General features: G+C 42.1%; 26 protein-coding genes and 2 pseudogenes. 12 read left to right on the top strand and 16 right to left on the bottom strand.

Features of this window, described 5'->3' with window-relative positions:
* A pseudogene (locus ACE3PQ_RS08965) lies at positions 1-190 on the bottom strand (LysR family transcriptional regulator); the annotation flags it as partial.
* Positions 191-276: 86 nt separating this feature from the next.
* Between ACE3PQ_RS08965 and ACE3PQ_RS08960 the strand changes: the two are divergent.
* Together ACE3PQ_RS08960 and gltS are read left to right on the top strand one after the other, a co-directional pair.
* Positions 277-1,692 (top strand): annotated as a pseudogene (locus ACE3PQ_RS08960) (aspartate ammonia-lyase).
* A gap of 256 nt (positions 1,693-1,948) precedes the next feature.
* Positions 1,949-3,184 carry a sodium/glutamate symporter gene (gene gltS, locus ACE3PQ_RS08955; RefSeq protein ID WP_374297056.1) on the top strand — a complete coding sequence of 412 codons (1,236 nt, stop codon included), beginning with the start codon at positions 1,949-1,951 and terminating at the stop codon, positions 3,182-3,184.
* 122 nt (positions 3,185-3,306) lie between these two features.
* On the opposite strand, the gene ACE3PQ_RS08950 is transcribed toward gltS, so the two are convergent.
* The 5 genes from ACE3PQ_RS08950 to ACE3PQ_RS08930 form a co-directional block, all read right to left on the bottom strand.
* Positions 3,307-3,705, bottom strand: coding sequence for a restriction endonuclease (locus ACE3PQ_RS08950; RefSeq protein ID WP_374297054.1), 399 nt, complete (start codon positions 3,703-3,705; stop codon positions 3,307-3,309).
* The gene (locus tag ACE3PQ_RS08945; protein WP_374297052.1) at positions 3,695-4,015 is read right to left on the bottom strand and encodes a hypothetical protein; all 321 of its coding nucleotides are present in this window, start codon (positions 4,013-4,015) and stop codon (positions 3,695-3,697) included. The genes ACE3PQ_RS08950 and ACE3PQ_RS08945 overlap by 11 nt, the downstream gene beginning before the upstream one ends.
* Before the next feature lie 10 nt (positions 4,016-4,025).
* A complete protein-coding gene (locus ACE3PQ_RS08940) occupies positions 4,026-4,646 on the bottom strand; it encodes an RNA polymerase sigma factor (protein ID WP_374297050.1) in 621 nt (206 codons plus the stop codon).
* Between the two features lie 195 nt (positions 4,647-4,841).
* Positions 4,842-5,633 carry a TrmH family RNA methyltransferase gene (locus ACE3PQ_RS08935; protein WP_374297048.1) on the bottom strand — a complete coding sequence of 264 codons (792 nt, stop codon included), beginning with the start codon at positions 5,631-5,633 and terminating at the stop codon, positions 4,842-4,844.
* Positions 5,634-5,731: 98 nt separating this feature from the next.
* Entirely contained in the window at positions 5,732-6,709 is a 978-nt protein-coding gene (locus ACE3PQ_RS08930; RefSeq protein WP_374297046.1) for a class 1 fructose-bisphosphatase, read from the bottom strand.
* Between the two features lie 201 nt (positions 6,710-6,910).
* Here ACE3PQ_RS08930 and ACE3PQ_RS08925 point away from each other — a divergent pair, with 201 nt between their 5' ends.
* Positions 6,911-7,087, top strand: coding sequence for an NF038105 family protein (locus ACE3PQ_RS08925; RefSeq protein ID WP_374297044.1), 177 nt, complete (start codon positions 6,911-6,913; stop codon positions 7,085-7,087).
* A gap of 143 nt (positions 7,088-7,230) precedes the next feature.
* On the opposite strand, the gene pal is transcribed toward ACE3PQ_RS08925, so the two are convergent.
* The 6 genes from pal to ybgC all read right to left on the bottom strand — a co-directional run bounded on the left by pal (position 7,231) and on the right by ybgC (position 12,401).
* On the bottom strand, positions 7,231-7,803 hold the full coding sequence (pal, locus tag ACE3PQ_RS08920) for a peptidoglycan-associated lipoprotein Pal (protein WP_374297042.1): 573 nt from the start codon (positions 7,801-7,803) through the stop codon (positions 7,231-7,233).
* A gap of 71 nt (positions 7,804-7,874) precedes the next feature.
* Entirely contained in the window at positions 7,875-9,188 is a 1,314-nt protein-coding gene (tolB, locus tag ACE3PQ_RS08915) for a Tol-Pal system beta propeller repeat protein TolB (protein ID WP_374297040.1), read from the bottom strand.
* A 263-nt stretch (positions 9,189-9,451) separates the two neighbouring features.
* Positions 9,452-10,657, bottom strand: coding sequence for a cell envelope integrity protein TolA (gene tolA, locus ACE3PQ_RS08910; protein WP_374297038.1), 1,206 nt, complete (start codon positions 10,655-10,657; stop codon positions 9,452-9,454).
* Positions 10,658-10,713: 56 nt separating this feature from the next.
* Positions 10,714-11,160 carry a protein TolR gene (gene tolR, locus ACE3PQ_RS08905; protein ID WP_374297067.1) on the bottom strand — a complete coding sequence of 149 codons (447 nt, stop codon included), beginning with the start codon at positions 11,158-11,160 and terminating at the stop codon, positions 10,714-10,716.
* Between the two features lie 21 nt (positions 11,161-11,181).
* A complete protein-coding gene (gene tolQ, locus ACE3PQ_RS08900) occupies positions 11,182-11,895 on the bottom strand; it encodes a protein TolQ (RefSeq protein ID WP_374297036.1) in 714 nt (237 codons plus the stop codon).
* A gap of 41 nt (positions 11,896-11,936) precedes the next feature.
* On the bottom strand, positions 11,937-12,401 hold the full coding sequence (gene ybgC, locus ACE3PQ_RS08895; protein WP_374297034.1) for a tol-pal system-associated acyl-CoA thioesterase: 465 nt from the start codon (positions 12,399-12,401) through the stop codon (positions 11,937-11,939).
* A gap of 193 nt (positions 12,402-12,594) precedes the next feature.
* On the opposite strand from ybgC, the gene bioA reads away from it, so the two are divergent.
* From bioA to bioD, 3 genes are read left to right on the top strand one after another with little or no spacing between them, the layout of a single operon-like run.
* Positions 12,595-13,884, top strand: coding sequence for an adenosylmethionine--8-amino-7-oxononanoate transaminase (gene bioA / locus ACE3PQ_RS08890; protein WP_374297032.1), 1,290 nt, complete (start codon positions 12,595-12,597; stop codon positions 13,882-13,884).
* A 33-nt stretch (positions 13,885-13,917) separates the two neighbouring features.
* Positions 13,918-15,084 carry an 8-amino-7-oxononanoate synthase gene (locus ACE3PQ_RS08885; RefSeq protein ID WP_374297030.1) on the top strand — a complete coding sequence of 389 codons (1,167 nt, stop codon included), beginning with the start codon at positions 13,918-13,920 and terminating at the stop codon, positions 15,082-15,084.
* A 3-nt stretch (positions 15,085-15,087) separates the two neighbouring features.
* On the top strand, positions 15,088-15,753 hold the full coding sequence (gene bioD / locus ACE3PQ_RS08880) for a dethiobiotin synthase (protein ID WP_374297028.1): 666 nt from the start codon (positions 15,088-15,090) through the stop codon (positions 15,751-15,753).
* A gap of 34 nt (positions 15,754-15,787) precedes the next feature.
* On the opposite strand, the gene phrB is transcribed toward bioD, so the two are convergent.
* Positions 15,788-17,200: a deoxyribodipyrimidine photo-lyase gene (gene phrB / locus ACE3PQ_RS08875; RefSeq protein ID WP_374297026.1), complete on the bottom strand. Its 1,413-nt coding sequence runs from the start codon at positions 17,198-17,200 to the stop codon at positions 15,788-15,790.
* Positions 17,201-17,322: 122 nt separating this feature from the next.
* Here phrB and trxC point away from each other — a divergent pair, with 122 nt between their 5' ends.
* Complete coding sequence (gene trxC, locus ACE3PQ_RS08870) at positions 17,323-17,751, top strand: thioredoxin TrxC (RefSeq protein WP_374297024.1); 429 nt, start codon at positions 17,323-17,325, stop codon at positions 17,749-17,751.
* Positions 17,752-17,848: 97 nt separating this feature from the next.
* On the top strand, positions 17,849-18,274 hold the full coding sequence (locus ACE3PQ_RS08865; protein ID WP_374297022.1) for an acyl-CoA thioesterase: 426 nt from the start codon (positions 17,849-17,851) through the stop codon (positions 18,272-18,274).
* Positions 18,275-18,642: 368 nt separating this feature from the next.
* On the opposite strand, the gene ACE3PQ_RS08860 is transcribed toward ACE3PQ_RS08865, so the two are convergent.
* A complete protein-coding gene (locus ACE3PQ_RS08860; RefSeq protein ID WP_374297020.1) occupies positions 18,643-19,143 on the bottom strand; it encodes a DUF4442 domain-containing protein in 501 nt (166 codons plus the stop codon).
* Positions 19,144-19,205: 62 nt separating this feature from the next.
* Complete coding sequence (locus ACE3PQ_RS08855; protein ID WP_241572039.1) at positions 19,206-19,694, bottom strand: YajQ family cyclic di-GMP-binding protein; 489 nt, start codon at positions 19,692-19,694, stop codon at positions 19,206-19,208.
* Between the two features lie 89 nt (positions 19,695-19,783).
* Here ACE3PQ_RS08855 and ACE3PQ_RS08850 point away from each other — a divergent pair, with 89 nt between their 5' ends.
* Entirely contained in the window at positions 19,784-20,095 is a 312-nt protein-coding gene (locus ACE3PQ_RS08850) for a rhodanese-like domain-containing protein (RefSeq protein ID WP_374297017.1), read from the top strand.
* Between the two features lie 83 nt (positions 20,096-20,178).
* Here ACE3PQ_RS08850 and ACE3PQ_RS08845 read toward each other — a convergent pair whose 3' ends face one another.
* Positions 20,179-20,820: a peroxiredoxin gene (locus ACE3PQ_RS08845; protein ID WP_374297016.1), complete on the bottom strand. Its 642-nt coding sequence runs from the start codon at positions 20,818-20,820 to the stop codon at positions 20,179-20,181.
* A 460-nt stretch (positions 20,821-21,280) separates the two neighbouring features.
* On the opposite strand from ACE3PQ_RS08845, the gene secA reads away from it, so the two are divergent.
* The 3 genes from secA (at position 21,281) to ACE3PQ_RS08830 (ending at position 25,255) form a co-directional block, all read left to right on the top strand.
* Positions 21,281-24,037: a preprotein translocase subunit SecA gene (secA, locus tag ACE3PQ_RS08840; protein ID WP_374297014.1), complete on the top strand. Its 2,757-nt coding sequence runs from the start codon at positions 21,281-21,283 to the stop codon at positions 24,035-24,037.
* A gap of 264 nt (positions 24,038-24,301) precedes the next feature.
* On the top strand, positions 24,302-24,859 hold the full coding sequence (locus tag ACE3PQ_RS08835; protein WP_374297012.1) for a hypothetical protein: 558 nt from the start codon (positions 24,302-24,304) through the stop codon (positions 24,857-24,859).
* Between the two features lie 18 nt (positions 24,860-24,877).
* Positions 24,878-25,255, top strand: a complete 378-nt coding sequence (locus ACE3PQ_RS08830) for a hypothetical protein (protein ID WP_374297010.1) — start codon at positions 24,878-24,880, stop codon at positions 25,253-25,255.
* Positions 25,256-25,271: the final 16 nt, after the last annotated feature.

The following is a 25,271-nucleotide window of genomic DNA, read 5'->3' as shown; positions in this document are numbered from 1 at the left end:
TTGTGTATAGCTGCCACAGGCACGACTTCCATACTGACAATTTTATGGAATGAAAAAAAGCATGATCCAGCTGCTGTAGCGTTAGCGCATTACAATAGCAAATCAGAAAGTCACATGAACCATCTTGGATTAATCGCATGCGTTGTTGCAGGTTGGTCGCTGTAATTTCTAACTTTTGATCTACAAAGTCATAATGATTTTATTTTTTTCATTGGTCAGTTTTGGTTCATTTTCTCTAAGATGAGCTCATCTTCACAAAATAGTTCGAGTAGCTCTATGAATACTGAAATTAAAACACGTACTGAAAAAGATTTATTAGGTTTCAAAGAAGTTCCATTTCATTGTTATTACGGTGTTCAGACACTCAGAGCATTCGAGAATTTTAATTTGACACAAAGGCGTTTGAGCGATTTTCCGATTTTTATTCAATCTCTTGCAATGATCAAAATGGCATGTGCAGAGTCTAATTTTTCATTGGGTAAATTAAGAAATGCAAAGTTTGAAGCGATTCAATATGCGTGTAAGCAGTTGATGAGTGGTTTGTATAGTGATCAGTTTCCGATTGACATGATGCAAGGTGGCGCAGGTACATCGATCAATATGAATGCCAATCAGGTGATAGCCAATATTGATTTGGAACACATGGGCTATATGAAAGGCGAGTATCAACATCAGCATCCGAATAATGATGTGAATAAGTCGCAATCCACCAATGATATGTATCCAAGTGCGATCAAATTGGCGTTGAATTTATCTTTAGAAAAATTGTATGTGCCATTCCAAAATCTGATTCACAGCTTCCAAGCGAAGTCTGATGAATTTTCTGAAGTGCTGAAAATGTGTCGCACTCAGTTACAAGATGCAGTGCCAATGACGTTAGGGCAAGAGTTCGGTGCATTTGCACATACTTTGCAAAAGGACTTAAACAAAATCAAGCAAATAATGCCTGATGCGCTCAGCGTGATTAATCTAGGTAGTACGACGATCGGTACAGGCATCAATACCGAAGTGCAATATCGAATCAATGCGGTGCCAGCTTTAGCCAAAATCACAGGGAAATCAATCTCAAGTTCGCCTGATTTGATCGAAGCAACCTCTGATATGGGTGACTTTGTATTACTTTTAGGATTCTTGAAACGTACAGCGACCAAGCTGTCTAAGATGTCTAATGATTTGCGATTGCTATCGAGTGGACCACGTGCAGGGCTTGGCGAAATTCAACTTGAACCACGTCAACCCGGCAGTTCAATCATGCCATGCAAAGTAAATCCTGTGATTCCTGAGGCGATGTATTTGAGCTGTTTCCAAGTGGTCGCCAATGATTTAGCAGTGACACTGGTATCCGAAGCAGGGCAACTTCAGCTCAATGCGATGGAGCCGTGAATTGCGTTTAAATTGTTTGAATCTATTGATTTACTCGGCAAAGCGTCGCGCATGCTTGAGCAAAAATGTATTCGGAATATCCAAGCAAAATCAGAAAACTGCCAATATCTCGTAGATAATTCGTTCGGAATTAATAACGTGTTGAACCCATATCTAGGCTATGAAACCACCACAAAAATCGCCAAACAAGCCAATGAAACTGGGCAAAGTGTATTGGCATTGATCAAAGCAGAAAAACTACTTTCTGATGAAGTATTGAGCAATGTGTTGTCGGTGAAATTATGGTTCAACCGATGCACTAAGTTTTAAAAATTACATTTTATGATCAATAAAACGATTGCTGTTTATCACACGATCGTTTTATTTTTGAACACGAATGAACTGAGTTGATTTTTAATTCGGCATTAACACTAAGGGATGATTGTGTAATATGACTACTTATGTCATCTTTTACGTTTTAGTGCCTATTTGTCGATATAAATAAGCAGGGTCGGTGAGTATTTTGCATATTTTTTATGCGTACTTGGAATGCTTACCTTTGCACATGAAGACAGGGAGATAATGAGTGGAATACACTTTTAATGCATATTACACCTTGATTGCAGGCACGTTCGTGTTGTTGCTTGGTCGACTATTGGTCTACAAAATTCCATTTTTAAGAAACTACAATATCCCTGAGCCTGTTGCTGGTGGTTTGGTTGCCGCAATCTTGGCGTACCTAATTTATTTGACCTTTGGCGTGAGTGGTAAGTTTAGCTCCGAGCTTCAGACAGGCTTTATGCTAGTGTTCTTTGCCTCGATTGGCTTGGGTGCAAACTTAAGCAAGCTGAAAGAAGGTGGTTTCGGTCTATTTATTTTCTTATGTTGTATTAGTGCATTTATTTTCATCCAAAACCTTGTGGGGATGGGCCTTGCAGGTGCTATTGGTCTCGATCCATTAATGGGCTTAATCACAGGTTCGATTACCCTTACAGGTGGTCACGGTACAGCAGGTGCATGGGGACATATCTTAGAAACAAAATATGGGATCGAGGGTGCAACGACGCTTGGTATGGCAAGTGCGACTTTTGGTCTAGTGATCGGTGGTTTGATCGGTGGTCCTGTAGCGAAGTTCTTAATCGAGCGACATAGTCTTGCGACTGGGCGTAGCGTACGTGAAGAAATCCGTGATGATAAAATCCCAGTTGCGCCTACGGGAGAGCATTCGACCTTTGAATTTCCACACAAAACACGTTTAATCACCGCAGATAATGCGATTAGTACACTAGCGATGTTTGCTGCATGTTTGGCATTTGGTAATCTGATGACCGACCTTGCAAAAGGGACTAGCTTCGAGTTGCCAACATTTGTTTGGGCATTACTCGGTGGTGTGATTGTCCGTAATTTCCTTGAATCGGTACTTAAAGTTACCATTTTTGATCGTGCGATTGATGTATTTGGTAATGCGTCACTGAGTCTATTCTTGGCTATGGCATTGCTTTCATTAAAGCTGTGGCAATTGGTGGATTTGGCTGGGCCTTTGGTCATTATCTTGTCACTGCAAACTTTGGTGATGGCACTGTTTGCTGCATTTATTACCTTTAAAGTCATGGGTAGTAACTATGATGCAGCGGTGCTTGCAGCGGGTCATTGTGGTTTTGGTATGGGTGCAACACCAACAGCGATTGCGAATATGCAGGCCATTACCAATATGTATGGTCCTTCACACAAAGCATTTTTGATTGTACCGCTAGCAGGTGCGTTCTTTATTGACTTGGTGAACGTGGTGGTGATCCAGACCTTATTAAAATTCTTTGCATAGTTTGCAATTAGGTTTTAATCATAAAAAAGAGCGTCTATTTATATAATAGCGCTCATAATATTTTGATTCTTCAAATCATAATTTAAAGTTGATAGTTAGATCACTAAAATTCTAAATAAATTTTAAAACTGTCCTTCAAAGCGTTCAATAAATTCACGACGAATCTCGGTACGTTCAGCAAGGTCAGTGGCTGCTTGTAGTTTTTGTTTTAGTTTATTGCGTTCGCTGGTATTCATATTCTGCCAAGCGACACGCATGCGATCTTGTTCTTGATCGCTAAGTTTGCAAAACCATTCCATACGTTTTTTGAGATCAAGTTTTTGTTCGGCATCACGCGTGGCTTGATACGCTTTGACCAATTGATGGCGTTGTTCAACTGTTAGCGCATCGCACTCATCCATCTGCGCTACAGTTTTTTGATCTTCTTTATTAGCCCAAAACCGCTCCATACCTGCAAAACCAATCGGTGATGCAAGGCTAATGGATACTGCACAAAGCACAGGAAGCTTCTTAGCTACCATGTGTTGCATCCTCACCAAGCACTAAGAGCATTTCCAAATCATCTGCGAGCTGTGGAGAAAGTTTGGTGGAGGTAATCGTCGTTTGCTGATCAGTCGTATTATCAAAAATAGTACTTGGTACAACAGCGACACCTGTAATCGCAGCAGCCAAAGCAAAACCTGCCAAGCCCCAACGATTAAATCGCTCATGACGGTGTTGTTCGATGCGATCAAAGACATTGTCTATGACAGCATGCTTAAATTGCATTTGTTGATCGGCTTTGACATTCAAAGCATTCACAATTTTTTGTTCAAAATCATCTTTTTTCATTGGATGACCCTCAATCATTAGAATTCAAATGTGCCAAAATCGTCTTTAAACTTTGCGTGGCACGGTGATAATGTGTTTTTACACTGCCTTCACTACAGTTCATAATTTTTGCTGTTGTTGCAGTGTCAAAGCCCTCCCATGCACGAAGCATAAAGGCTTGCTGTTGGCGAACAGGTAAAGTTTGAACGGCTTGGAATATTTCCTCTGTGGTATGTTCTTGGTCAATCAAGTCACTTGCATCAACAATACTCTGATCGGGAAGATCATATTGCTCTTCATCCTCATCTGCAATTGGGTTGATACGCAACCACCCGAATCGCTGAGTACGACGTGCCTCTTTTCTACGCCAATCGAGCAACTTATTGTTCAAAATGGTGTAGAACAGGGGATACCATTCATCTGTTGGTTTGTCTGGATAATGTTGATGCAATGAGATAAATGCCTCTTGCACTAAATCCATTGCAACATCATGTTGCCCCTGACATGCATTTTCCATCATCACTAAAGCACGTCCAGTAATCTCTTGCATAAAGAGCTGGAGGCGCTTTTCAAGCGACATTGGCGCAGTGGTATCCTGCGTCAACTGTTTTTGCTTGGGTGCTGAATCCATCGGGATGGAAAGTCCTGTCATTCGACAACCTAAACAGTTTTCATGTGACTATAAACGTCGTATTGACTGAATTGGTTGACAAGGTTGTAAAATATTTTCTGATGTAGTTTAGGGGATTTGGTGAAAAAATGGCACAGTTTCAACATAAAACTGCAAATTGTTAGCTATCGTTACGTTGTTAATGATTAATCAAGTTTCAGAACAATGCTTAAAATCCTAAAGACGTTGTCGCATCATCTCAAAAAGGCAGACCGAGCCTGCGATTGCGACATTCAAAGACTCTTGCCCGCCTGGTTGTGGAATGGTGACTGCAGTTGCTTTTTCAAGTAAATCTTCATCTACACCTTGTCCTTCATTTCCAAGAATCCAAACACACGGCGTTTTTAAATCGAGCTGATAAATACTTTGTGGTCGATGTGAACTGGTGGCATAGACAGGAATCTGAAATTGATCAATCAATTTTTCAATCTGCACTGCTTCGAACAACGCTAATGAGAAATGTGCGCCCATCGCTGCACGCAAGACGCGAGGTGACCACAGGCTTGCTGTGCCGATCGTCGTAATCACTTGCTGGATACCCACAGCTGCAGCAGAGCGGAGTAGCGTGCCGACATTGCCCGGATCTTGAACACGATCGAGAATTAATGTGTCGCAGTCAATTTGCCATGCGTCTTGGGCTTTGGGCAAATCAATCACAGCCATGAGTGGTGTGGATTCGCCGAGTTGGCTAATTTTATGGTATAGCGAGCTATCAACGAGATAAACAGGTGCTGTATTTTCGTCTAAAACGTTTTGATTTTCAGGGTGATCTAAAGCACTTTCAGTACAAAGCAGGAATTGGATTTTGCAATCAGTATTTTTATTGCTGAAATGATGAATAAAACTTTCAATCAGGTGCGCACCCTCAAGTACGGTCTGCGCATTTTTCTTACGTAGGGATGCTTGTTCCAATAAACCACGAACCAATTTTATTTTTGGATTATCTTTGGACTGGATGAATTCAAACATATGACACTTCGATATAGAAAATTTTAATTTTAGAACTTAGGATGACTCACTTACGATGAATCCTCTTTTTTTAAAAAAGTTGCTTTCAAGCGATCAACCTAAACTTGATGATAGCTCGTAACACGCTCGACTTCAGTTTTTGAGCCTAAAATCACAGGGATACGTTGATGTAGATCGTTTGGCTCAACATCCATAATGTCCATACGACCCGTAGACGATGCGCCACCTGCTTGCTCGACCAAGAAACTCATTGGGTTAGCTTCGTACATGAGGCGTAGACGACCTGCTTTTTTCGGGTCTTTGAGATCATACGGATAAAGGAAAATACCGCCACGTGTTAAAATGCGATGCACATCACCAACCATACACGCCACCCAGCGCATATTAAAATCTTTGCCACGTTCACCAGTTTTGCCTGCTTGGAGTTCGCCGATATAGCGTTGTACAGGTGCTTCCCAATGACGTTGATTTGATGAATTAATAGCAAACTCTTGCGTTTCCGCTGGGATTTGTACTTGATCGTTGGTCAATACAAATTGTTTAGACTCAGGATCAAAGGTAAACATTTGCACCCCTTGACCAGTAGTGAGTACTAACATGGTCGATGGACCATACAGCACATAGCCCGCAGCGACTTGATCACGACCTTTTTGGAAGAAGTTTTCAGTTTTTAGGTCGCCAGTATTTTTTAAAATAGAGAAAATCGTACCGACGCACATATTAATGTCGATGTTACTTGAACCATCCAATGGGTCAAACAATACCAAATATTCACCACTCGCTTGCGCAGGCGTCATGTCTTCTAATTCTTCTGATGCAAGCGCAACCACCGCAGGGTGTTGCTGTAAAGAATCAATGAGCATGTCATTTGAAATCACATCGAGTTTCTTCTGTGTTTCACCCTGTACATTTTCATTTTCAGCACTGCCAAGAATCCCGGCAAGTGCACCTTTTTGTAGCGCAGCATCGATATCTTGACAGGTTGATGCAATAGTCAGGATCACTTGCGCAAGATTTTCTGTCAGATTGTGGTTTTGTTGTTGGGTGAGAAAATCTTTGAGTAAAACATGGGACATTGCGTCAAACTCCAAATAGCTTTATAGGCAAATAGTGAAAGTGGCTATTATTGCATATTCAAGATAAAAATCTATGGCACTCTCTTCGCTTACGTGCAACCAGAAACAATTTGTCGGTGATTAATCATTTTAGATGGCATAGAACATGCTATAACTTAAAACTCAGTAAATACAAAATAAGAGTAATTAAGGAGAGCCACCATGACCACCGTTAAGTTTGATGAAATGCCAACTGCTGTCGAAGAGATGGACATGCACGAGATCAAAGATGAAAACGTCAAGCAAGCTTGGAAAGCGTTTGAAGCCAAGCCTGAATATAAAGAATTTAATAAGCATGACATGATTGAATCCATGACGGTTCACGAATCAGACGGGTAAGTAGAGACAGAAAAACAATTGCGCCATAAATTTTTTTGTGAAAATGGTTTTAAAGACAACTTAGATTAGAAGTAAAAAGTAGCTTCGAGAAGCTACTTTAGATCAGTCTAATATTTTAGATGCAGATTTTATTTTGCATAGAATTAACGTCTGTTTGGCACAGTTAAGATCGGTGGAACTGCTTCATAGTTGATCTCTACACGACGGTTTTCACTCCACGCTGCTTCATTATGACCTGCATTGACAGGTTGCTCTTTGCCATAGCTCACAGCTTCAAGCTGATCTGCACGCACACCATAAGACGTCAGGAATGACTCAACTGCCTTAGCACGACGCTCACCAAGTGCCATGTTGTACTCACGAGTACCACGCTCATCGGTATGTCCAACCAGTGCAACTTTCGAGTTGGCATTGGCAGAGAGATACTGTGCATGCGCTTGCAGTGTTTGATAGTCTTCATTCGATACATCGCTACTGTCAAAGTCAAAATGTACCACACGCTTTGCAAGGAATGGACGATTGGCATCGGTCACACCAAGCGTAGAGCCACCTTGAGCACTAATACTAGAGTCCGTACCAAGACCTGAAGTCGTTGCACCTGATACAGAGCCAGTGCCATTGGTCACGGTGGTATTTGTCGCAGGCTTGCGGTTTGCACAACCTGTTGCGATTAATGATCCAGCTAAGATTGGAAGAATCAATAATTTATAATTCATGTTGCTCTCCTTCGAGATGAGTAGTTAAATTTTTAAAACAGCATTTACAACAGTTTTAATGAATAGGGTTGTTAATGGCTTGGCGCCCAGGCAGGTTCACGCACTTCACCTTGTTCACTTGGTAGATTCATACGGAATCGACCATCGGTAGACATGATCGACAGCAGACCACGATTACCTTCATGTGTTGCGTAGACTACCATTTGACCGTTCGGTGAGAAGCTTGGAGATTCATCCAATGAAGTCGGTGTCAGGATATTGAAAATTCCTGAGTTTAAATCCATCAGCGCAACTTTATAATTACTACCACTTGGACGATGAACTAATGCAATTTTGCTACCGTCAGCATTCAGGGTTGCACGTGCATTAAATGCACCTTTAAAGGTCATGCGTTTGGTTGAACCATCGGCAAAGGTATAACGATAAATCTGCGGTGAACCGCCGCGATCTGAAGTAAAGATGAATGACTTGCCATCAGGTGTATAACGAGCTTCGGTGTCGATCGCCGAATCACGTGTCAAGCGAGTGAGTTGCTTGTTTGAAAGATTCATGCGGTAGATTTCAGGATTACCGTCCATTGACGCAGTAAACAGCATGTTCTGACCATCAGGTGAGAAGCTTGGCGCACCGTTTAGGCCTCTAAAACTGGTGAGAAGCTGACGCTGACCAGTCGATAAATCTTGCAAATAAATCGCAGGACGTTTGCTTTCAAACGATACATACGCCAATTTCTTGGCATCAGGTGTCCATGATGGTGAAAGAATCGGTTCAGGCGAAGACAAAATCGTACGTGGCTCTGCACCATCTGTATCAGCGATTTGTAATGTATAGCGTTGGTCAGGTGTCGCAGGGTTGCGCAGGACATATGCAATACGACCACTAAAGTCACCTGGTACGCCAGTCAATGCTTTATAGATCGTATCACTAATCAAGTGCGCCGCTTTACGCATTTGATTGCTTGGTACGGTGAGTACTTCATTCAACAACCATTGCTGTTTATCGGTATCAAACAGTTGGTATTGAATTTTGTAGGTCGAGCCATCGACTTGTTGTACTTGACCCATCACCACGTAAGGAATGCCTGCACCTTTCCATACACCGACGTTCATTTGACTTGGTGAAGTTGGGTTGGCAGGAAGGTTATTTGATGTACTGGTAAAACGACCTGAACGGTTTAAATCACTGGCAACAATCGGTGAAACGGTTTGGTCATTGCCAAATGGCACAACAGCAATCTGCGGTGCTTGATCAGGCGCTTTGGCAATTTCCAAATGGAGTTGTGCAAAGCTTTGTTGTACGGTCAGTGGCGTACAAGCGACCAGTAGGGCAAGAGCGAGGTGTTTATAGTTCAGTGTAGATTTTGAATCGTTATTTAAAGCAATCATCTCGACGTATTTCAAACCTTTTCAATAAAAGCCTGTACATGGCACTGGGCTGTATGGCAATGGGGGTGTGATATATATTTCCAAATTGTGTGAGGTTTTGGAAATGTTGAATAAATTATTGATGTTGTAACAAAGCCGTGGCATGAATTCTATACTGACTATGTAAAGTTATGATGACAAAGCTTTTATATTCAAACAATGTATATTGATATTAAAGCGTTGTCACCACGATCAGGGGTTTTTATAAAGACTTTTTAAGGTAATTATTGTGCTGTAAATGTTGAAGTTACAATTTTAGCCTGATTTCGAGCATCGGGATCTTCAGGCATAGGAAATGGTTGTGCATCATTGATTGCTGCTTTAATACTTGCATCAAGATTGGCATCACCACTCGGTTTAGTAATGACAATTGAAAGTACTTTCCCAGAGTCTGAAAGGTTAAATCGAACACCAACATTTTTACCTGAACTTCCCATTGGAACATTCCAAGCCGTCTTAACTTTATTGGTAAAATCACGTTTTGCATTGGACGCAATTTTCTTAGATTCCGCTTTTTTATTGGCAGCCGCTTCTTTGGCTTCACGTTCTGCTTTGGCTTTTGCCTCAGCATCCGCTTTTTTCTTGGCTTCTGCATCAGCCTTCGCTTTTGCCTCAGCATCGGTTTTTTTCTTGGCTTCGGCATCAGCCTTCGCTTTTGCCTCAGCATCGGCTTTTTTCTTGGCATCAGCATCAGCTTTACGTTTTGCTTCGGCATCCGCTTTTTTCTTAGTCTCTGCATCAGCTTTGCGTTTTGCTTCGGCATCGGCTTTTTTCTTAGCCTCTGCATCAGCCTTTTTCTTGGCGTCTGCGTCAGCTTTGCGCTTTGCCTCTGCATCAGCCTTTTTCTTGGCATCTGCATCAGCTTTACGTTTTGCCTCAGCGTCGGATTTTTTCTTTGCATCCGCTTGGCGCTGTTTTTCTAAGGCTTGTTGCTTCTGCGCTTCTTCACGTTGCGCTTCTTTTTTTGCAGTTTCTTTTCTTTCGGCTTCTTGTCGTTGTTTTTCCTGACGATCAGCTTCTTGACGTTGCTTTTGCTCAAGTTGCTTTTGCGCTTGCTGTTCTTTCTCTCGCTGTTTTTGCTCTTGTTGTTTTTGTTCTAGCTGTTTCTGACGAGTGTCTTCGACAGGCTTTTCTTTCGGCTGAATTGGTGTTGGGATGGGATTGACTTCTTCAGGTGTTTCAGCGACTTCAGGTGCTTCAGTAATTTCTGAGATGTTCTCAGTCGGTGCTTCGGTAAGTTCTTGAAGCGGTTTGTCTTGTTGTAATAGTTTAAGCTGTTCAGGTGTGATCAGTACAGTTTTTAAAGGTTTTGGTGGCTCAGGGAGTGGTGCGTCAGCAAAAAAAGCCAAGCCAACCAATACCATGGCATGAATACCGACAGTAAAGGCAATAGCAAGTGGCTTTTGTTTAAACTCAGGTTGACGACGCATATCTTCTACTTTTTACAAACTTCATTAAATGCTAAGGGTTGACGAAAATTTCAGGATTATTTTAGTGGTTGAGTGACCAGTCCAACTTGATCAAGTCCTGCTTGTTGCAAATCTGACATCAGCTTCATCACTTCACCATAAGCAATGGATTGATCGCCTGCAACCATGACATTGATATTTTTATCTTCTGCAAGGGCAGAGGTCAGCGTAGTTTCGATCTCAGACAAACTCATTGGTTTTGGGTCATCACTTTGTACTTGAAGCTGTAATTGACCTGTTTTATCAATACTGACGGTGTAGAGCGTAGCATCATTGCTATTACTGCTTTGATCTTGTCCATTGACTTTGGGCAGATCGACATTGACCTTACTGGTGATCATCGGCGCAGTGACCATAAAAATCACCAAAAGGACTAACATCACGTCGATATACGGAACGACGTTCATTTCACTTTTCAGTGGTTTCTTGATGCGTGCAAAACGGCTAGTTGAACGTGACATGATTTAACTTCTCAACTCAGCGGATTAATCTTCTAGCTCAGGTGCAAGCGATTGACGTTGCAGGCGTGCAGTCATTTCTTCGGCAAATAAAGCACGTTCTTCATACAAACCTTCACTTTTTGAGGTGAAATGGTTGAACGCCAATACCGCAGGAATCGCTGCAAATAGACCAATCGCCGTTGCAATCAAGGCTTCTGCAATACCTGGTGCAACCGTAGCAAGTGTGACTTGCTCGGCAGTCGATAAACCGATAAATGCCGTCATGATGCCCCATACCGTACCGAATAAACCGACATAAGGTGCAACCGAACCGATACTGGCTAAGGTGCCTAGACCATGCTCCAAACCTGCTTGCTCACGAGAAAGACTGACACGCAAAATACGCTCTGTGCCTTCTAAAGATTGGGCAAGTGAGGCTTTACGCTTATTCAGCTTATTAAATTCGCTATAACCATCATGGAAGACGTTTTCCAAGCCTGCACGATTGGCTTTGGTTTGTGCATTTTTAAATAAAGTCGGAAGTTCTGCGCCTGACCAAAAGACTTTTTCAAACTGTTGATCTTGTTTGTTGGCATTTTTAAAGCTGATATAGAGCTTGGCGATGAGATACCAACTGTAGATGGATGCCAATAACAAGCCGAGCATCACCAATTGCACGATGATTCCTGCGCCTAAAATCAAATCCATGACATTTAAAGAATGTGCGGTCGCTGTGGTTGGTAGTGTTTCGGTTGGCATAATCTATTTGACCAAAAAAGTTTTAATTCAGTTTTCGATGACTATTGCTGAGCTTTTTGCAGTGATTGCTGTTCCAAAGCGAGCTGTTCAAGAATCATTTCCTTCAAAGCCTCAGGCAGTTTGCGAGGTCGCATATCCTTTGATAGACAAGCGATGGTGACAAGTCCTGAAGCCAGCAGTATTTCATCACGGTAAATTTCTTGTTGCAAGGAAAATGATGCGGATTTGCAAGAAATTACACGTGCTGTAACAGTCAGTAAATCATCCATCAAGATCGGTCTATGGTATTTCACTGAAATGTCGTGTACGACGAAGTTGTAATCTTGCTGATGCCAATAGTGATCAAACTTCGATGCACGAAGCCATTCGGTGCGAGAGCGCTCCATGTAGCGAATGTGATTGGCATGGTAAACGATACCACCTGCATCAGTGTCTTCGATATAGACACGGATGGGAAAACGGAAACAATTGACAGATGATTGTGCCGAATTTACAGATTGACTCATAGGTTTTGCTCGAAATACATATGTAGAGAAATCATGAATTTTGAGTTTAGCCGATCAGTTCAATTTATCAAATGGCACTGCTGTTCATATTGCGTAGATTTTGTCATTGAGTGCATTTTGCCATTGAGTGCATTTAAAAGTGTGGCACACTGTTTCGGAAATTTTAATCTTCATTTTTTCAACGTGGTTTCCAATGACTGACCCATTTGATCGCCAACATCTGTGGCATCCCTATACCTCAATGATTGATCCGCTACCGACCTATCAAGTGCGTTCGGCAGATGGCGTGTATATTGAGCTAGAAAGTGGTGAGCGTCTGATTGATGGTATGTCATCGTGGTGGTGTGTGATTCATGGCTACAATCATCCTGAATTGAATCAAGCGATAGAAACGCAACTGAAAAAAATGTCGCATGTGATGTTTGGCGGTCTGACGCATCAGCCAGCGATTGATTTGGGCAAACAACTTTTAGCGATTGCGCCGAAGCAATTTCAAAAGATTTTTTATGCAGATTCGGGTTCGGTGGCGGTCGAAGTTGCCTTAAAAATGGCAATTCAATTTTGGGCTGCAAAAGGCAAAACTGAAACCACTCAAGCTAACAAAACAAACTTTATCACCACACGTTCGGGCTATCACGGCGACACGTGGCATGCGATGTCGGTGTGCGATCCAGTCACTGGAATGCATCATATTTTTGGCAATAGTTTGCCACAGCGCATGTTTGTCCCTGCGCCACAATCCAGTTTTTCAGGAGAATGGTGTATTGAGGATATTGAGCCTTTAGCGCAAACATTGGCAAAGCATCACGAAACTATTGCCGCCATGATTATCGAGCCGATCGTACAGGGCGCAGGCGGTATGCGCATCTATAATCCTGAATATCTACGTCAAGCGGCGAAGCTATGTAAACAATATGATGTGCTATTAATCGTCGATGAGATTGCCACAGGCTTTGGACGTACCGGAAAGTTATTCGCAAGCGAACATGCTGATGTACAAGCAGACATCATGTGTATCGGCAAAGCATTAACTGGTGGCTACATGACGCTTTCGGCAACTTTAACGACTGATCATGTGGCGCAAACCATTAGTGAAGGTAATCCGAGTGCCTTTATGCATGGTCCGACCTTTATGGCGAATCCGTTGGCGTGCGCTGTGGCATTAAAATCCATTCAAGTGTTGTTAGCGCAGGATTGGCAAGGCAAGATTGCGCAGATCGAGAGTCAAATTGCATTAGCTTTAATGCCGTTAAAATCGCTTAGCCAAGTCGCAGGTGTTCGCATGCTTGGTGCAATCGGTGTAGTGGAAATGAAAAATCCAGTCGATATGGCGCAGATTCAGCAACGTTGTATCGAGCTTGGCGTGTGGATTCGTCCCTTTGCTAAGTTGGTGTATATCATGCCGCCGTACATTATTTCTCAGGCAGAGTTGCAGACTTTGCTTGATGCGGTGCAGACGATCGTCAGAGAAAGTGCGGAATAAATTCCTTTTAATTTTAATTGTTCATATTCAGGGATGATTTACGTGAATCCACTTTATCAGTCTTATGCCGATACGCTTGATCAACTCAAGGCGCAGGGCAATTATCGCTTCTTTAAACAGATTGAGCGAAATGGACAATTTATTCATCTGAATGGCAAGCGGATGCTCAATCTCAGCTCCAATGACTATTTGGGTTTGGCGGAAAATGCGGATTTAAAAACGGAATTTCTCGATACTTATCCGATAGAAAAACAACACTTTACCAGTTCATCTTCACGGTTACTTACTGGGAATTTTAAAGAATATGAACAGCTTGAGGAGAATCTCAGCCAAGCCTTTGGGCGCTCGAGTTTGCTGTTCAATAGTGGCTATCACATGAATATCGGTATTTTGCCTGCGCTTTGTGATGCCAAAACCTTGATCATTTCCGATGAACTCATTCACGCCAGTATCATTGATGGGATTCGCTTAAGCAAAGCGCAAAAACAGCGTTATGCCCATCAAAACCTCACTGAACTTGAACAGTTACTGATTATGGCGATGGATAATGAGGCGATTGATAAAATCATCATCGTCACTGAAAGTGTCTTTAGCATGGATGGTGATGTGACAGATTTAAAGCAATTGGTTGCCTTTAAACAGAAATATGCCAAAGTCATGCTCTATGTCGATGAAGCACATGCCATCGGTGTATATGGTGAGCGTGGTTTGGGCTGTGCAGAGGCGCAGGATTGTATCACTGAGATTGATTTTCTCGTTGGGACCTTTGGCAAAGCTCTAGCCTCGATCGGTGGTTATCTGATTTGTGATCAGGTGATCCGTGAATTTTTGATTAATAAAATGCGCTCGCTGATCTTCTCCACAGCGCAAGTACCGATCAATATGGCGTGGACGAATTTTATTTTTCAGCGCATGATGCGCATGTCGGAACAACGTAAAAACCTACTCAATATCAGTGAACAACTCAAAAAAGAGGTGCAGCGTCGAGGGCTAAGCTGTCCGACTCAAAGTCATATCATTCCTGTGATCTATGGTGAAAATCAAACCGCCGTGGGTAAAGCGATGCAGATGCAAGATGCAGGATTTTATGTGCTTCCGATCCGTCCGCCAACGGTGCCACAAGGTACGGCAAGGGTGCGGATTTGTTTGCATGCGGATTTGCAGTGGTTGCAACTTGAAGCACTTTTAGGAAAGTTATAAGCCATGTTGAGCGTTCAAAAAGGCATCTATTTTATCAGTGGTATTGATACCGATATTGGTAAAACTGTGGCAACGGGATTACTTGCCAAACAATTGCTTGATCAAGGCAAGTCGATCATCACGCAAAAACTGGTGCAAACAGGCAGTGATGGATTTTCCGAAGACATTGCCAAACATCGTCACTTGATGCAAAAAAATGATTTTATAGAGGATGGCGAAGGGCTGACCGCACCGCAAATATTCAAATATCCTGCATCGCCACATCTCGCCACATATCTTGAAAATACACATTTGGATTTAGATAAAATTTCAGCGTCCACGCAAGTACTTGCAGAGCGTTATGATGTAGTTTTGCTCGAAGGTGCAGGCGGTCTAATGGTGCCACTGACCACAGATTTACTCACTATCGACTATGTTGCTCAGCATAATTTTCCAATCATCCTCGTCACGTCTGGACGTTTAGGCAGTATAAATCATACTTTGCTGAGTCTTTATGCGCTTAAGCAGTTTGGTGTAGCGCTTCACAGCATTGTGTTTAATGGCATTCACGATGCGCAAGATCAGGTGATTGCTCAGGATACACGACAGTATTTACAGCAGAAAATGATTACGATGTTTCCTCAAGCGCAGTGGCTTGAGTTGCCAAAAGTTAAGCTTAAAATTCAATAATTAGCATCAAAGTTCTAAGTAAAAGTTGTCCAAGTTAAAGATTTTTAAACGCATCCAAAGCACGCTGTCGGCTTTGCTTTAAATCGACCATCGGTTTTGGGTAATCAAGTACAATATGATTTTGTTTATATGGCTCATGAATGGTTTTGTCATCCAAATGCGCAAGCTCGGGAAGCCAAGCTCGAATAAATTCGCCATGTGGATCAAATTTCTTCGACTGAGTAATCGGATTAAAAATTCGAAAATAAGGCACGCTGTCGGTGCCCGTCGATGCACTCCATTGCCAACCACCATTGTTTGCTGCGAGATCGCCATCGATCAGATGTTGCATAAACCATTGCTCGCCCAACCGCCAATCAATCAGCAAATTCTTGGTCAAAAACATCGCCACGATCATGCGTAGTCGATTGTGCATCCAACCTGTATGTTTCAGTTGTCGCATCGCTGCATCAATGATTGGAAAGCCTGTTTCACCATTTTGCCATGCACGCAAATCTGAATCATTATCTCGCCAAGCGATATGAATGGTTTCTTCTTTAAATGGTTGATGTTGGCTGAGTTTAGGGAAGACATATAAAAGATGGCTATAAAACTCACGCCAAAGCAACTCATCGAGCCAAATGCGCACACCTTCATTGCCTGAAAGGAGGTCGCCATCGGTATTGATCTGCGCAGCTTTTAAACATTGTCGAATCGACAATAAACCTGCATTTAAATAGGTCGATAGTTGACTGGTTGAGTCGAATGCAGGGAAATCTCGCTCGACATGATACTGATTGATATGTTGATCTATGAACGTATCTAGGCGGCGCCAAGCTTCAGTTTCACCGACTTGCCATTGATGCTGTAGTGATTGCGGTATAGGCGCAAAGCCATCAACGCTATGAGGGACTGTATCGGATGAAATTTTTAACTTATTTTGCTTTTTCGGTTTTGGGTAAAGTTCAAGTTGGTTTTGCAGATGGTCTAAGCGCTCATAACTGACTTTTTTAAATGCGCCAAAAACTTTGTAATATTCATTGGATTGATTTTTGATTGAACCGACTGGAAATAACAACCGATCATGATGTGCTTCAAAATCAATATCATGCGTCGATAGTTTTTTAGCAACCGCCTGATCACGTTGCATTTCATTGAATCCATATTCCTGATTGCAATGGACTTTTTGAATATTGTGCTGTTCACAAAGCTCAAAAATCGTATCGGTGCAATCCTCCCACAATTCACATGTGCGAATGAGTAACGGAATATTGAGATTAGCCAATTCCTGAGAAAGCTGTTGTAATTGACGTAACCAAAAATCGACTTTGCAATCTGCATCGTCGTGAAATTTCCACTGTTTGGGACTGATGATAAATAGCGCAATGCAGTCGCTATCTTTTTGTGCGAAATGCAAGGCAGTGTTGTCATGTAGCCGAAGATCGGTGCGAAACCACATTAAGTTCATGGTAGGATGATTGCGATGAGTGAGTTGATTTTCACTATAGCATGTACATTCCAAGCGATTGTATAAAAATCATTTTTCAATTTTATCGTTTAAAAAAACGTAAAAATTTATGGAGTATTCATATGATCGTGGTCTGTCCAAGTTGTTTTAAAAAGAATAATTTGCCTGATGACATTGCTGTGCATGAAGCGAAGTGTGGACAATGTGATCATGATCTGTGGTCGAATCAGCCGATCACCCTAAATGATGATAATTTTATGCTGTATGTGCCGAATACTGAGCTACCTGTATTGGTGGATTTTTGGGCGGAGTGGTGTGGGCCTTGTAAGACAATGGCGCCGACTTTTCAGCGATTGGCAGGGGAATTTAAAACGGTGCAATTTGCCAAGGTCGATACCGAAGCGTCACCACGACTTAGTCAGTTTTTTCAGATTCGCAGTATTCCGAGTTTGATTCTATTTAAACAAACCACACAAGTTGCACGCTCAGCTGGTGCAATGAATGTAGGGCAAATGCAGTCGTGGTTAACCTCACATTTGAAATCATTATAAGTGTGTCAAAGCACTAAATTCTCGCAACTGAGCGTTCAGTTTAATTACGCTCATCCGTTGTATAATCATGCTTTCTATTTATTGATGTGGTCTAATCATGCACACTGAATTTCAGCCAGCGATTCCTCAAGGTCATCTTTCTCTTCAAACGATTGCGATGCCAGCAGACACCAACTGGAGTGGTAATGTCTTTGGTGGATGGTTGGTGTCACAGATGGATTTGGCAGGGGCGATTCATTGTGAACGATTCAGTCAAGGACGTTGTGCCACGATCTCCATCCATGAGATGACTTTCCTTGTACCTGTACAAGTAGGTGATGTGATCAGTTGTTATACCGATCTGGTGAAGATCGGTAATACTTCAATGCAGGTGCATATCGAAGTGTGGAGTATGAGTACGCAACATACGACACCTGTCAAAGTCACAGAAGGAATGTTTACCTTTGTCGCTTTGGAATGTGATGGGCAAAAACGTAAGATTCCTGAAGCGGTCAAACAAGCGCATTTAGCACAGCAGGCGTAGTGGTAATACCCCGATTATTAATCGATTCAATAAGTAGAAATCTCTAAACCCTTATTATTGTTTAAAATTAAGTGGTCTACCATCAACTGACGTATGAGGTCGTTCGTGATTATAAAAGTACGGCCATGCGGTTTTACAGTTCTGAACATCCTCTTGTACTGTTCGATTAAAACGTTCAACATAAGCATTTTCAGCTTCAAGCTCTTTAAGGTGAGTCATCAGTGATAAATCCATACCACTGTAGTTTGATTTCCACTTTACTGTTTTGGATTAGGTGTTTTGGAAGAACTATGTTTAAAACACCTAATGCAATCTCACATTTTAAAATTAAGTTGATAAGGCTTCCTTCGAAGAGATATATCAAAAAACTATACTGACTTTTTCTTCTTTGGCAACCACGCCCAAACCATTTTGCATTCGATCGGCGATTGACCAGAATCATCAACCACAGAGATTGGGATTTCTAGCGATGCTTTGTCATTATCCAAGATGAATTGCTGTTGCTCAGCGCTTAAAGTTGCCGTTGCTGTTAAACCACCTGAAGCAACTTTGAGATAATCCACCTGCAAAGTTTTGATCAACAAAATTCGATCGTCAGGCACATTCAAACCTGTGACAAAACCTGTTGCGGTTTCTGCCAAAAGCGCCATCGCCGCAGCATGCACGCCCTTGATGTGGTTTTGCATATTGCGATTATTTTCGATGCGCACCACGACTTTTTCTTTACTCACTTCGAGGTAGCGAATATTTGCCGTCCCGACCATCGGTACGATACGACCGAAAGTTTTGCTCCAAATCGTCGTGCGAAGTGCCTTCGGAAGTTTACTGGTCGCTTGGACGACTTGATAAAGGCGATTGTTTTTAGCCATATTACACCTGTAAATAATGGAAGAGTTAAAAGCTTTTCAGATTAAACGAAAAACGTAGTCGATTAGTCCTTGAAGTTATTGAATTGCAAAGGTACGCCAAATTGCTCTTCACGCAAGAAAGCCATCAAGCTTTGCAAGGTGTCACGTTTCTTATCCGTCACTCGAATCTTGTCACCTTGAATCGAAGATTGCACTTTGATGCCACTTTCTTTAATGGCTTTGTTAATTTTTTTTGCGGTATCCGAGTCAAGGCCATCTTTGAGTTTGATCACTTGTACAAAGTTTTTCCCTGAAGCGGCCGCTTTTTGCGGGTCGAGTGCTTGGATATCGACTTTACGTTTGAAGAAGTGATTTTCAAGCATCGAATACACTTGCTCACACTGAAAGTCGCTTTCTGTGGAGATTTTGATCTCTTTAGATTTCTCATTCAATTCAATCGAAACATCTTGTCCTCGGAAGTCAAAACGGGTGGCAATTTCTTTTTGGGTATTCTGTACAGCGTGGTTCACTTCAAAAATTTCCAACTCGGAAACAATATCAAAAGATGGCATAACAATAGACCTTTACAACATGAAATAATACTGAGATGCTAAGGGTGTTTTCTGTTTTTGCCAAGTGTTTTGATCCAAAGGAGCGCAGAATGATTCGCAAGCAAGAAATTACCACCTTTGAATATCCAGAAGGTGCGATTATTTGGGATGTACGTGATTCAAAATCTTTTGCCGAAGGTCATTTGCCTGGGGCGGTTAATCAACCCATCGACAACATTGATGCCCAGCAACTTCAAAACGTGCCAACGGGTACACCAGTCTATATCTTGTGTGGTGGTGGGAGTAAAGCACCTCGTGCCGCAGAAATGCTCGAAAGCTTTGATGATTCCCGTGAATATGTGGTGCTGATGGGTGGTACACGTGCAGCAAAAGCAGCGGGCGTGACCTTAGAGCAGGGTTAATTGCTGACGAAAAAATTGTAAATACAAAAATGGCGCAATGATTGCGCCATTTTTGTATTTAAAATTTTTGAAAAACAATAAGTTTAGTCTTTATTCGGCTGTGGCGTGAGGCGCAAATACGGCGTAATCGCTTTATAGCCTTTCGGGAAACGTTCTTTGATTTCTGCTTCATCTTTGATTGATGGCACGATCACCACATCCTCACCATCTTGCCAGTTGGCAGGAGTAGCGACTTTGTAGTTATCAGTAAGTTGTAACGAGTCAATGACACGTAGCACTTCGTTAAAGTTACGACCTGTTGAGGCAGGATAGGTAATGATCAAACGTACTTTTTTATTTGGATCAATGATCACCAATGAGCGTACAGTCGCTGTTTCACTCGCATTCGGGTGGATGAAATCATATAGCTCAGATACTTTACGATCTGCATCTGCCAAGATTGGGAAGTTCACCGTAGTATTTTGGGTTTCATTAATGTCATTAATCCAACCTTTGTGCGATTCCACATCATCGACAGAAAGCGCAATCGCTTTGACACCACGCTTAGCAAATTCATCTTTAAGCTTTGCAGTGTAGCCAAGCTCAGTGGTACATACAGGCGTGTAGTCCGCAGGATGTGAGAACAAAACTCCCCAACCATCGCCAAGATAATCATAAAAACTGATTTGCCCTTCGCTCGAATCTTGTTGGAAATCAGGTGCGGTGTCGCCAAGACGTAAACTCATTTTTTCTGTCCTCTATGCTTTGCTTTATCTATTTCGGATATAAGTTTTGGATATACAACCCAACAGGATGGAAAATCGCCTGTATGAAACATAATATGCACCGAATCTAAATCATTGCAAAGCGATGTTTTTGTATTACTTTATCAGAAAATTTCATAATGTTTTTTAAGCTATTGATCGCTCTAGGCTTGTTGAGCATTAATTAACTTCAGTGTGGATGTAGTATTTTGTAAGTGTACCATTCAGATGAACTCATAAAAGAATATGAAAAAAATGCGAAAAACCCTTGTACTTGAAATTTCTGTCCTCATAATATTCCGTGCATAGGTTTTTCTTAAAAATACATTGATTTTCTAGACAGGTTGTTTGGGTTTAATTCGGTGAAAATCGTCTTGATTTAACAAGGAACTGGTTAACCTAATTTCAAAGGCAACTTGAACAGATACAGAGAGTTATATACATGTTGGCAAGTCTAGTCGGAGGTATCTTCGGTACAAAAAATGAGCGTGAGCTCAAAAGAATGCGTAAAATCGTAGAACAAATTAACGCACTAGAGCCGTCGATATCCAGTCTTAGCGATGCAGGCTTAACTGCAAAAACCCAAGAATTTAAAGAGCGTTTTCAAAAGGGCGAGAGTTTAAACAAACTCATGCCTGAAGCGTTTGCGGTGTGTCGTGAAGCTTCGAAGCGTGTCATGGGTATGCGTCACTATGATGTGCAGTTGATCGGTGGCGTCACTTTGCATGAAGGTAAGATTGCCGAGATGCGTACAGGTGAAGGTAAAACCTTAATGGCAACGTTGGCGTGTTATCTCAATGCTTTAAGTGGCAACGGTGTGCATGTTATTACCGTGAATGATTACTTGGCACAACGTGATGCGGAATTGAACCGTCCATTGTTTGAGTTCTTAGGGCTTACAGTCGGTACGATTTACTCGATGCAAGCGCCAAGCGAAAAGTTCCAAGCGTATCAGTCTGATATTACTTATGGGACGAATAACGAATTTGGCTTTGATTATCTTCGTGACAACATGGTGTTTTCGCTAGAAGAGAAGAAGCAACGTGGTTTGCACTATGCCATTATTGATGAGGTCGATTCGATCTTGATTGATGAGGCGCGTACACCGCTCATTATTTCTGGTCAGAGTGAAGATTCATCACAGCTCTATATGATGATCAATAACATCCCACCAAAGCTTCGTGTGCAAAAAGAAGAAAAAGTACCCGATGGCGGACACTTCTGGGTGGATGAAAAACAACGTCAAATCGAAATTACCGAAGTTGGTTTTGAAACCATTGAAGATGAATTGATTAAAATGGGTTTGCTTGAAGCAGGTGACAGTCTGTATTCAGCCAGTAATCTGAATTTGTTGCATCATGCAACGGCAGCGATTCGTGCGCATTATTTATATCAAAAGAATGTACATTATATCATCGGTCTGAATCCAACGTCACAAAAGCAAGAAGTGATTATCGTCGATGAAAATACTGGTCGTACTATGCCAGGTCGTCGTTGGTCAGAAGGTTTGCATCAAGCAGTAGAAGCCAAAGAAGGTTTGGAAGTGCAACCTGAAAACCAAACCATGGCGACCACGACTTTCCAAAACTATTTCCGTCTTTATCGCAAACTCTCTGGTATGACAGGTACAGCCGATACCGAAGCGGCGGAGATGAAAGAGATTTATGGTCTAGATGTGGTGATCATTCCGACGCACCGTCCAATGATTCGTAATGACCAAAACGATCTGATTTATCTGACCAAAGATGGTAAATATAACGCCATTATTCAAGAGATCACTAGTGTGCGTGAAGCGGGTGTTGCGCCGATTTTGATTGGTACAGCGACCATCGAAGCCAGTGAAATCCTATCCGATAAGCTGAATGCTGCAGGCATTCGCCATGAAGTATTGAATGCAAAACAACATGAGCGTGAAGCAGATATTATCGCCCAAGCAGGTAGTCCGAACTCAGTCACGATTGCCACCAACATGGCAGGTCGTGGGACGGATATTTTGCTCGGTGGTAACTGGCGTGCCAAGCTTGCGCATATCGAAAATCACACTGAAGATGATGAACAGCGTTTGTTTGCAGAATGGCGTGAAAACAACAAGGCAGTACTTGAGTCAGGTGGTCTACACATCATCGGTTCTGAGCGCCATGAATCACGTCGTATTGACAATCAGCTTCGTGGTCGTGCGGGTCGTCAAGGCGATCCAGGTGTATCACGTTTTTACTTGTCGCTTGAAGATGATTTGATGCGTATCTTTGCGGGTGATCGTGTGGTTGCGATGATGCGAGGTATGGGCTTAAAAGAAGATGAAGCGATTGAACACAAAATGGTGTCGCGCTCAATCGAAAATGCACAGCGCAAAGTCGAATCACGTAACTTCGATATCCGTAAAAACTTGCTCAAATATGATGATGTCAATAACGAGCAACGTAAGATTATTTATTCACAACGTGATGAAGTGTTGTCTGAGCCAAGTCTACAAGACGGTATCGAAGATATGCACCGAGATGTGGTCAAAGGCATGATTGCCAATTTTATTCCACCTGAGTCGATTCATGACCAATGGAATATTGATGGGCTTGAAGATGCGCTACGCAAAGATCTAGGGATTACTTTACCAATCAGTCATTGGCTTAAGGTTAATCGCCGTCTTGATGAAGAAGGCTTGATCGAGCGGATCACTGATGAGGTGCTTGCACGTTATCAACATCGTCGTAGCTTGATGGAAGCAGATTCAGCGGCAATGCTTGAACGTCATTTTATGTTGCAATCCTTAGATAAACACTGGAAAGATCATTTGGCGGCGATGGACTATCTACGTCAAGGGATTCATCTGCGTGGTTATGCACAAAAGAATCCCGAGCAAGAGTATAAAAAAGAAGCCTTTAATCTTTTTGTGAATATGCTCGGTGTAATCAAAGCAGATGTTGTCACTGACCTATCACGTGTCCATATTCCAAGTCCTGAAGAAGTTGCTGAGCTTGAAGCGCAACAACAGCAACAAGCGAGAGAAATGGCACTGAGCTTCGAACATAATGAAGTCGATGGTATTACAGGTGAAGTCACAGAAGATGCAGATACACAAGGTGGTGTAACCTTGTCACGAGGTTCATCTGGGCAACTTGAGATCAAACCACCTTCAAGTCGTAATGCACCTTGTCCTTGTGGTTCGGGGTTAAAATATAAACAGTGTCACGGAAAGATTTAATCTTTTTTAACAAAAAGGTAGCTCACGTAGCTGCCTTTTTCGTGTTTAATAAGAGTGTAGAATTTTAGTCAGATATACGACACTTCGTTTGATTCAAAGATTTAAAAAGCGTTTTGAACGAAAAGCATGCGTATACACAGAGATTAAAAGAGAAAACGAAAGATGCTCAAGTGAAGAGCGATGACTTTGCAATACAAGTTAAAGACTTTGCATGATGAATTAAAAGGTTTATCCATGAAATTAATAAGCATGAAACTTAAAAGTATGAAATTGAATACCCTATTGACCAGTTTGGTTGTTGTTTTCCCTGTCAGTATGACGAGCTTTGCCAATGAGTCAGTGACTGATCATACAGCGCATCAAGCCATGTCCGTGCCTAAGACTGTGCCGACAGCTCAGTTCGATGGGCAGGCTGCTTCAGATGCTACGCCTTCAGCTGAAGAAGCGCCAACAGCGCCTTCAATGACAGTAAAGGCTGCAACAGTACAATCAGCGACAAGCTTGCCAAATGTACATGCGACACAAGACCGTGAAAATACAGTGTTCATCAGCCCTCGAACTGGAATGCGTTATTCTGTAAGTAATCCTTCAAACCGCAAAATCATTTTCCAAACGGAAGGGCTTAAACCAGTCACCGCTCAAAATGTAGATCGCATTCAAGCGACAAATCCGATGATTTCAGCAGAAAGTCAGCAACAAGCAAAACAAAAACTATTGGATTTGGCAGGCATACAGCCAACGCCAGTGCAAGCACCAACCAGTCCAGTTGCTCCTGAAACACAAACGGCAGCGACACCATCTGCTCCGACAGATGCACAATAACCTGTCATTGGTGATCGTGTGAGTCAGCTGAAAGTTTTGTTGATATGTGTTGGTGCGATACTTAGCGCATGTCAGCAGAACACTGTGCTTGAAAATGCACAACCACAAGTAGATAGTTTGCAATATCAATGTGATGAGCAAGTGCAAATCAAAAAGCAACAGCTCGATGAGCAAACGATTCGCATTGAAGTGTCTGATCAGCTATTTGAGTTAACACGCTTTGATGCACCTGATAAAAGCCAAAAATATTATAGTAGTGAACAAGGCTTACAGCCTGAGCACGGCTTACTTTGGATTGAAAGTGAGCAAACTGCCACGCTCAAAAGCTTGATGCTCGATCATACTATCAAAATTGAAGATTACCCTGTAATCTATCAATGTCAGCAAAGCATTTAACACTTTTCGCTGTATA

The organism is Acinetobacter sp. (assembly GCF_041911495.1).
Classification (GTDB): Bacteria; Pseudomonadota; Gammaproteobacteria; order Pseudomonadales; family Moraxellaceae; genus Acinetobacter.
Note: the sequence above shows the minus strand (reverse complement) of the source record. Positions and strands in the feature narration are given on the sequence as shown.

Excerpts from the sequence above, each read along its gene's own strand:
- ACE3PQ_RS08850 (WP_374297017.1), top strand. The coding sequence starts at position 19,784 with ATGATTCGCAAGCAAGAAATTACCACCTTTGAATATCCAGAAGGTGCG.
- ACE3PQ_RS08885 (WP_374297030.1), top strand. The coding sequence starts at position 13,918 with ATGATTTACGTGAATCCACTTTATCAGTCTTATGCCGATACGCTTGAT.
- ACE3PQ_RS08865 (WP_374297022.1), top strand. The coding sequence starts at position 17,849 with ATGCACACTGAATTTCAGCCAGCGATTCCTCAAGGTCATCTTTCTCTT.
- ACE3PQ_RS08860 (WP_374297020.1), bottom strand. The coding sequence starts at position 19,143 with ATGGCTAAAAACAATCGCCTTTATCAAGTCGTCCAAGCGACCAGTAAA.
- ACE3PQ_RS08945 (WP_374297052.1), bottom strand. The coding sequence starts at position 4,015 with ATGAAAAAAGATGATTTTGAACAAAAAATTGTGAATGCTTTGAATGTC.
- ACE3PQ_RS08925 (WP_374297044.1), top strand. The coding sequence starts at position 6,911 with ATGACCACCGTTAAGTTTGATGAAATGCCAACTGCTGTCGAAGAGATG.
- ACE3PQ_RS08855 (WP_241572039.1), bottom strand. The coding sequence starts at position 19,694 with ATGCCATCTTTTGATATTGTTTCCGAGTTGGAAATTTTTGAAGTGAAC.
- ACE3PQ_RS08835 (WP_374297012.1), top strand. The coding sequence starts at position 24,302 with ATGAAATTGAATACCCTATTGACCAGTTTGGTTGTTGTTTTCCCTGTC.
- trxC (WP_374297024.1), top strand. The coding sequence starts at position 17,323 with ATGATCGTGGTCTGTCCAAGTTGTTTTAAAAAGAATAATTTGCCTGAT.
- phrB (WP_374297026.1), bottom strand. The coding sequence starts at position 17,200 with ATGAACTTAATGTGGTTTCGCACCGATCTTCGGCTACATGACAACACT.
- tolA (WP_374297038.1), bottom strand. The coding sequence starts at position 10,657 with ATGCGTCGTCAACCTGAGTTTAAACAAAAGCCACTTGCTATTGCCTTT.
- ACE3PQ_RS08845 (WP_374297016.1), bottom strand. The coding sequence starts at position 20,820 with ATGAGTTTACGTCTTGGCGACACCGCACCTGATTTCCAACAAGATTCG.
- ybgC (WP_374297034.1), bottom strand. The coding sequence starts at position 12,401 with ATGAGTCAATCTGTAAATTCGGCACAATCATCTGTCAATTGTTTCCGT.
- bioD (WP_374297028.1), top strand. The coding sequence starts at position 15,088 with ATGTTGAGCGTTCAAAAAGGCATCTATTTTATCAGTGGTATTGATACC.
- secA (WP_374297014.1), top strand. The coding sequence starts at position 21,281 with ATGTTGGCAAGTCTAGTCGGAGGTATCTTCGGTACAAAAAATGAGCGT.
- tolB (WP_374297040.1), bottom strand. The coding sequence starts at position 9,188 with ATGATTGCTTTAAATAACGATTCAAAATCTACACTGAACTATAAACAC.
- ACE3PQ_RS08950 (WP_374297054.1), bottom strand. The coding sequence starts at position 3,705 with ATGGTAGCTAAGAAGCTTCCTGTGCTTTGTGCAGTATCCATTAGCCTT.
- ACE3PQ_RS08930 (WP_374297046.1), bottom strand. The coding sequence starts at position 6,709 with ATGTCCCATGTTTTACTCAAAGATTTTCTCACCCAACAACAAAACCAC.
- bioA (WP_374297032.1), top strand. The coding sequence starts at position 12,595 with ATGACTGACCCATTTGATCGCCAACATCTGTGGCATCCCTATACCTCA.
- ACE3PQ_RS08940 (WP_374297050.1), bottom strand. The coding sequence starts at position 4,646 with ATGACAGGACTTTCCATCCCGATGGATTCAGCACCCAAGCAAAAACAG.
- ACE3PQ_RS08935 (WP_374297048.1), bottom strand. The coding sequence starts at position 5,633 with ATGTTTGAATTCATCCAGTCCAAAGATAATCCAAAAATAAAATTGGTT.
- pal (WP_374297042.1), bottom strand. The coding sequence starts at position 7,803 with ATGAATTATAAATTATTGATTCTTCCAATCTTAGCTGGATCATTAATC.
- tolQ (WP_374297036.1), bottom strand. The coding sequence starts at position 11,895 with ATGCCAACCGAAACACTACCAACCACAGCGACCGCACATTCTTTAAAT.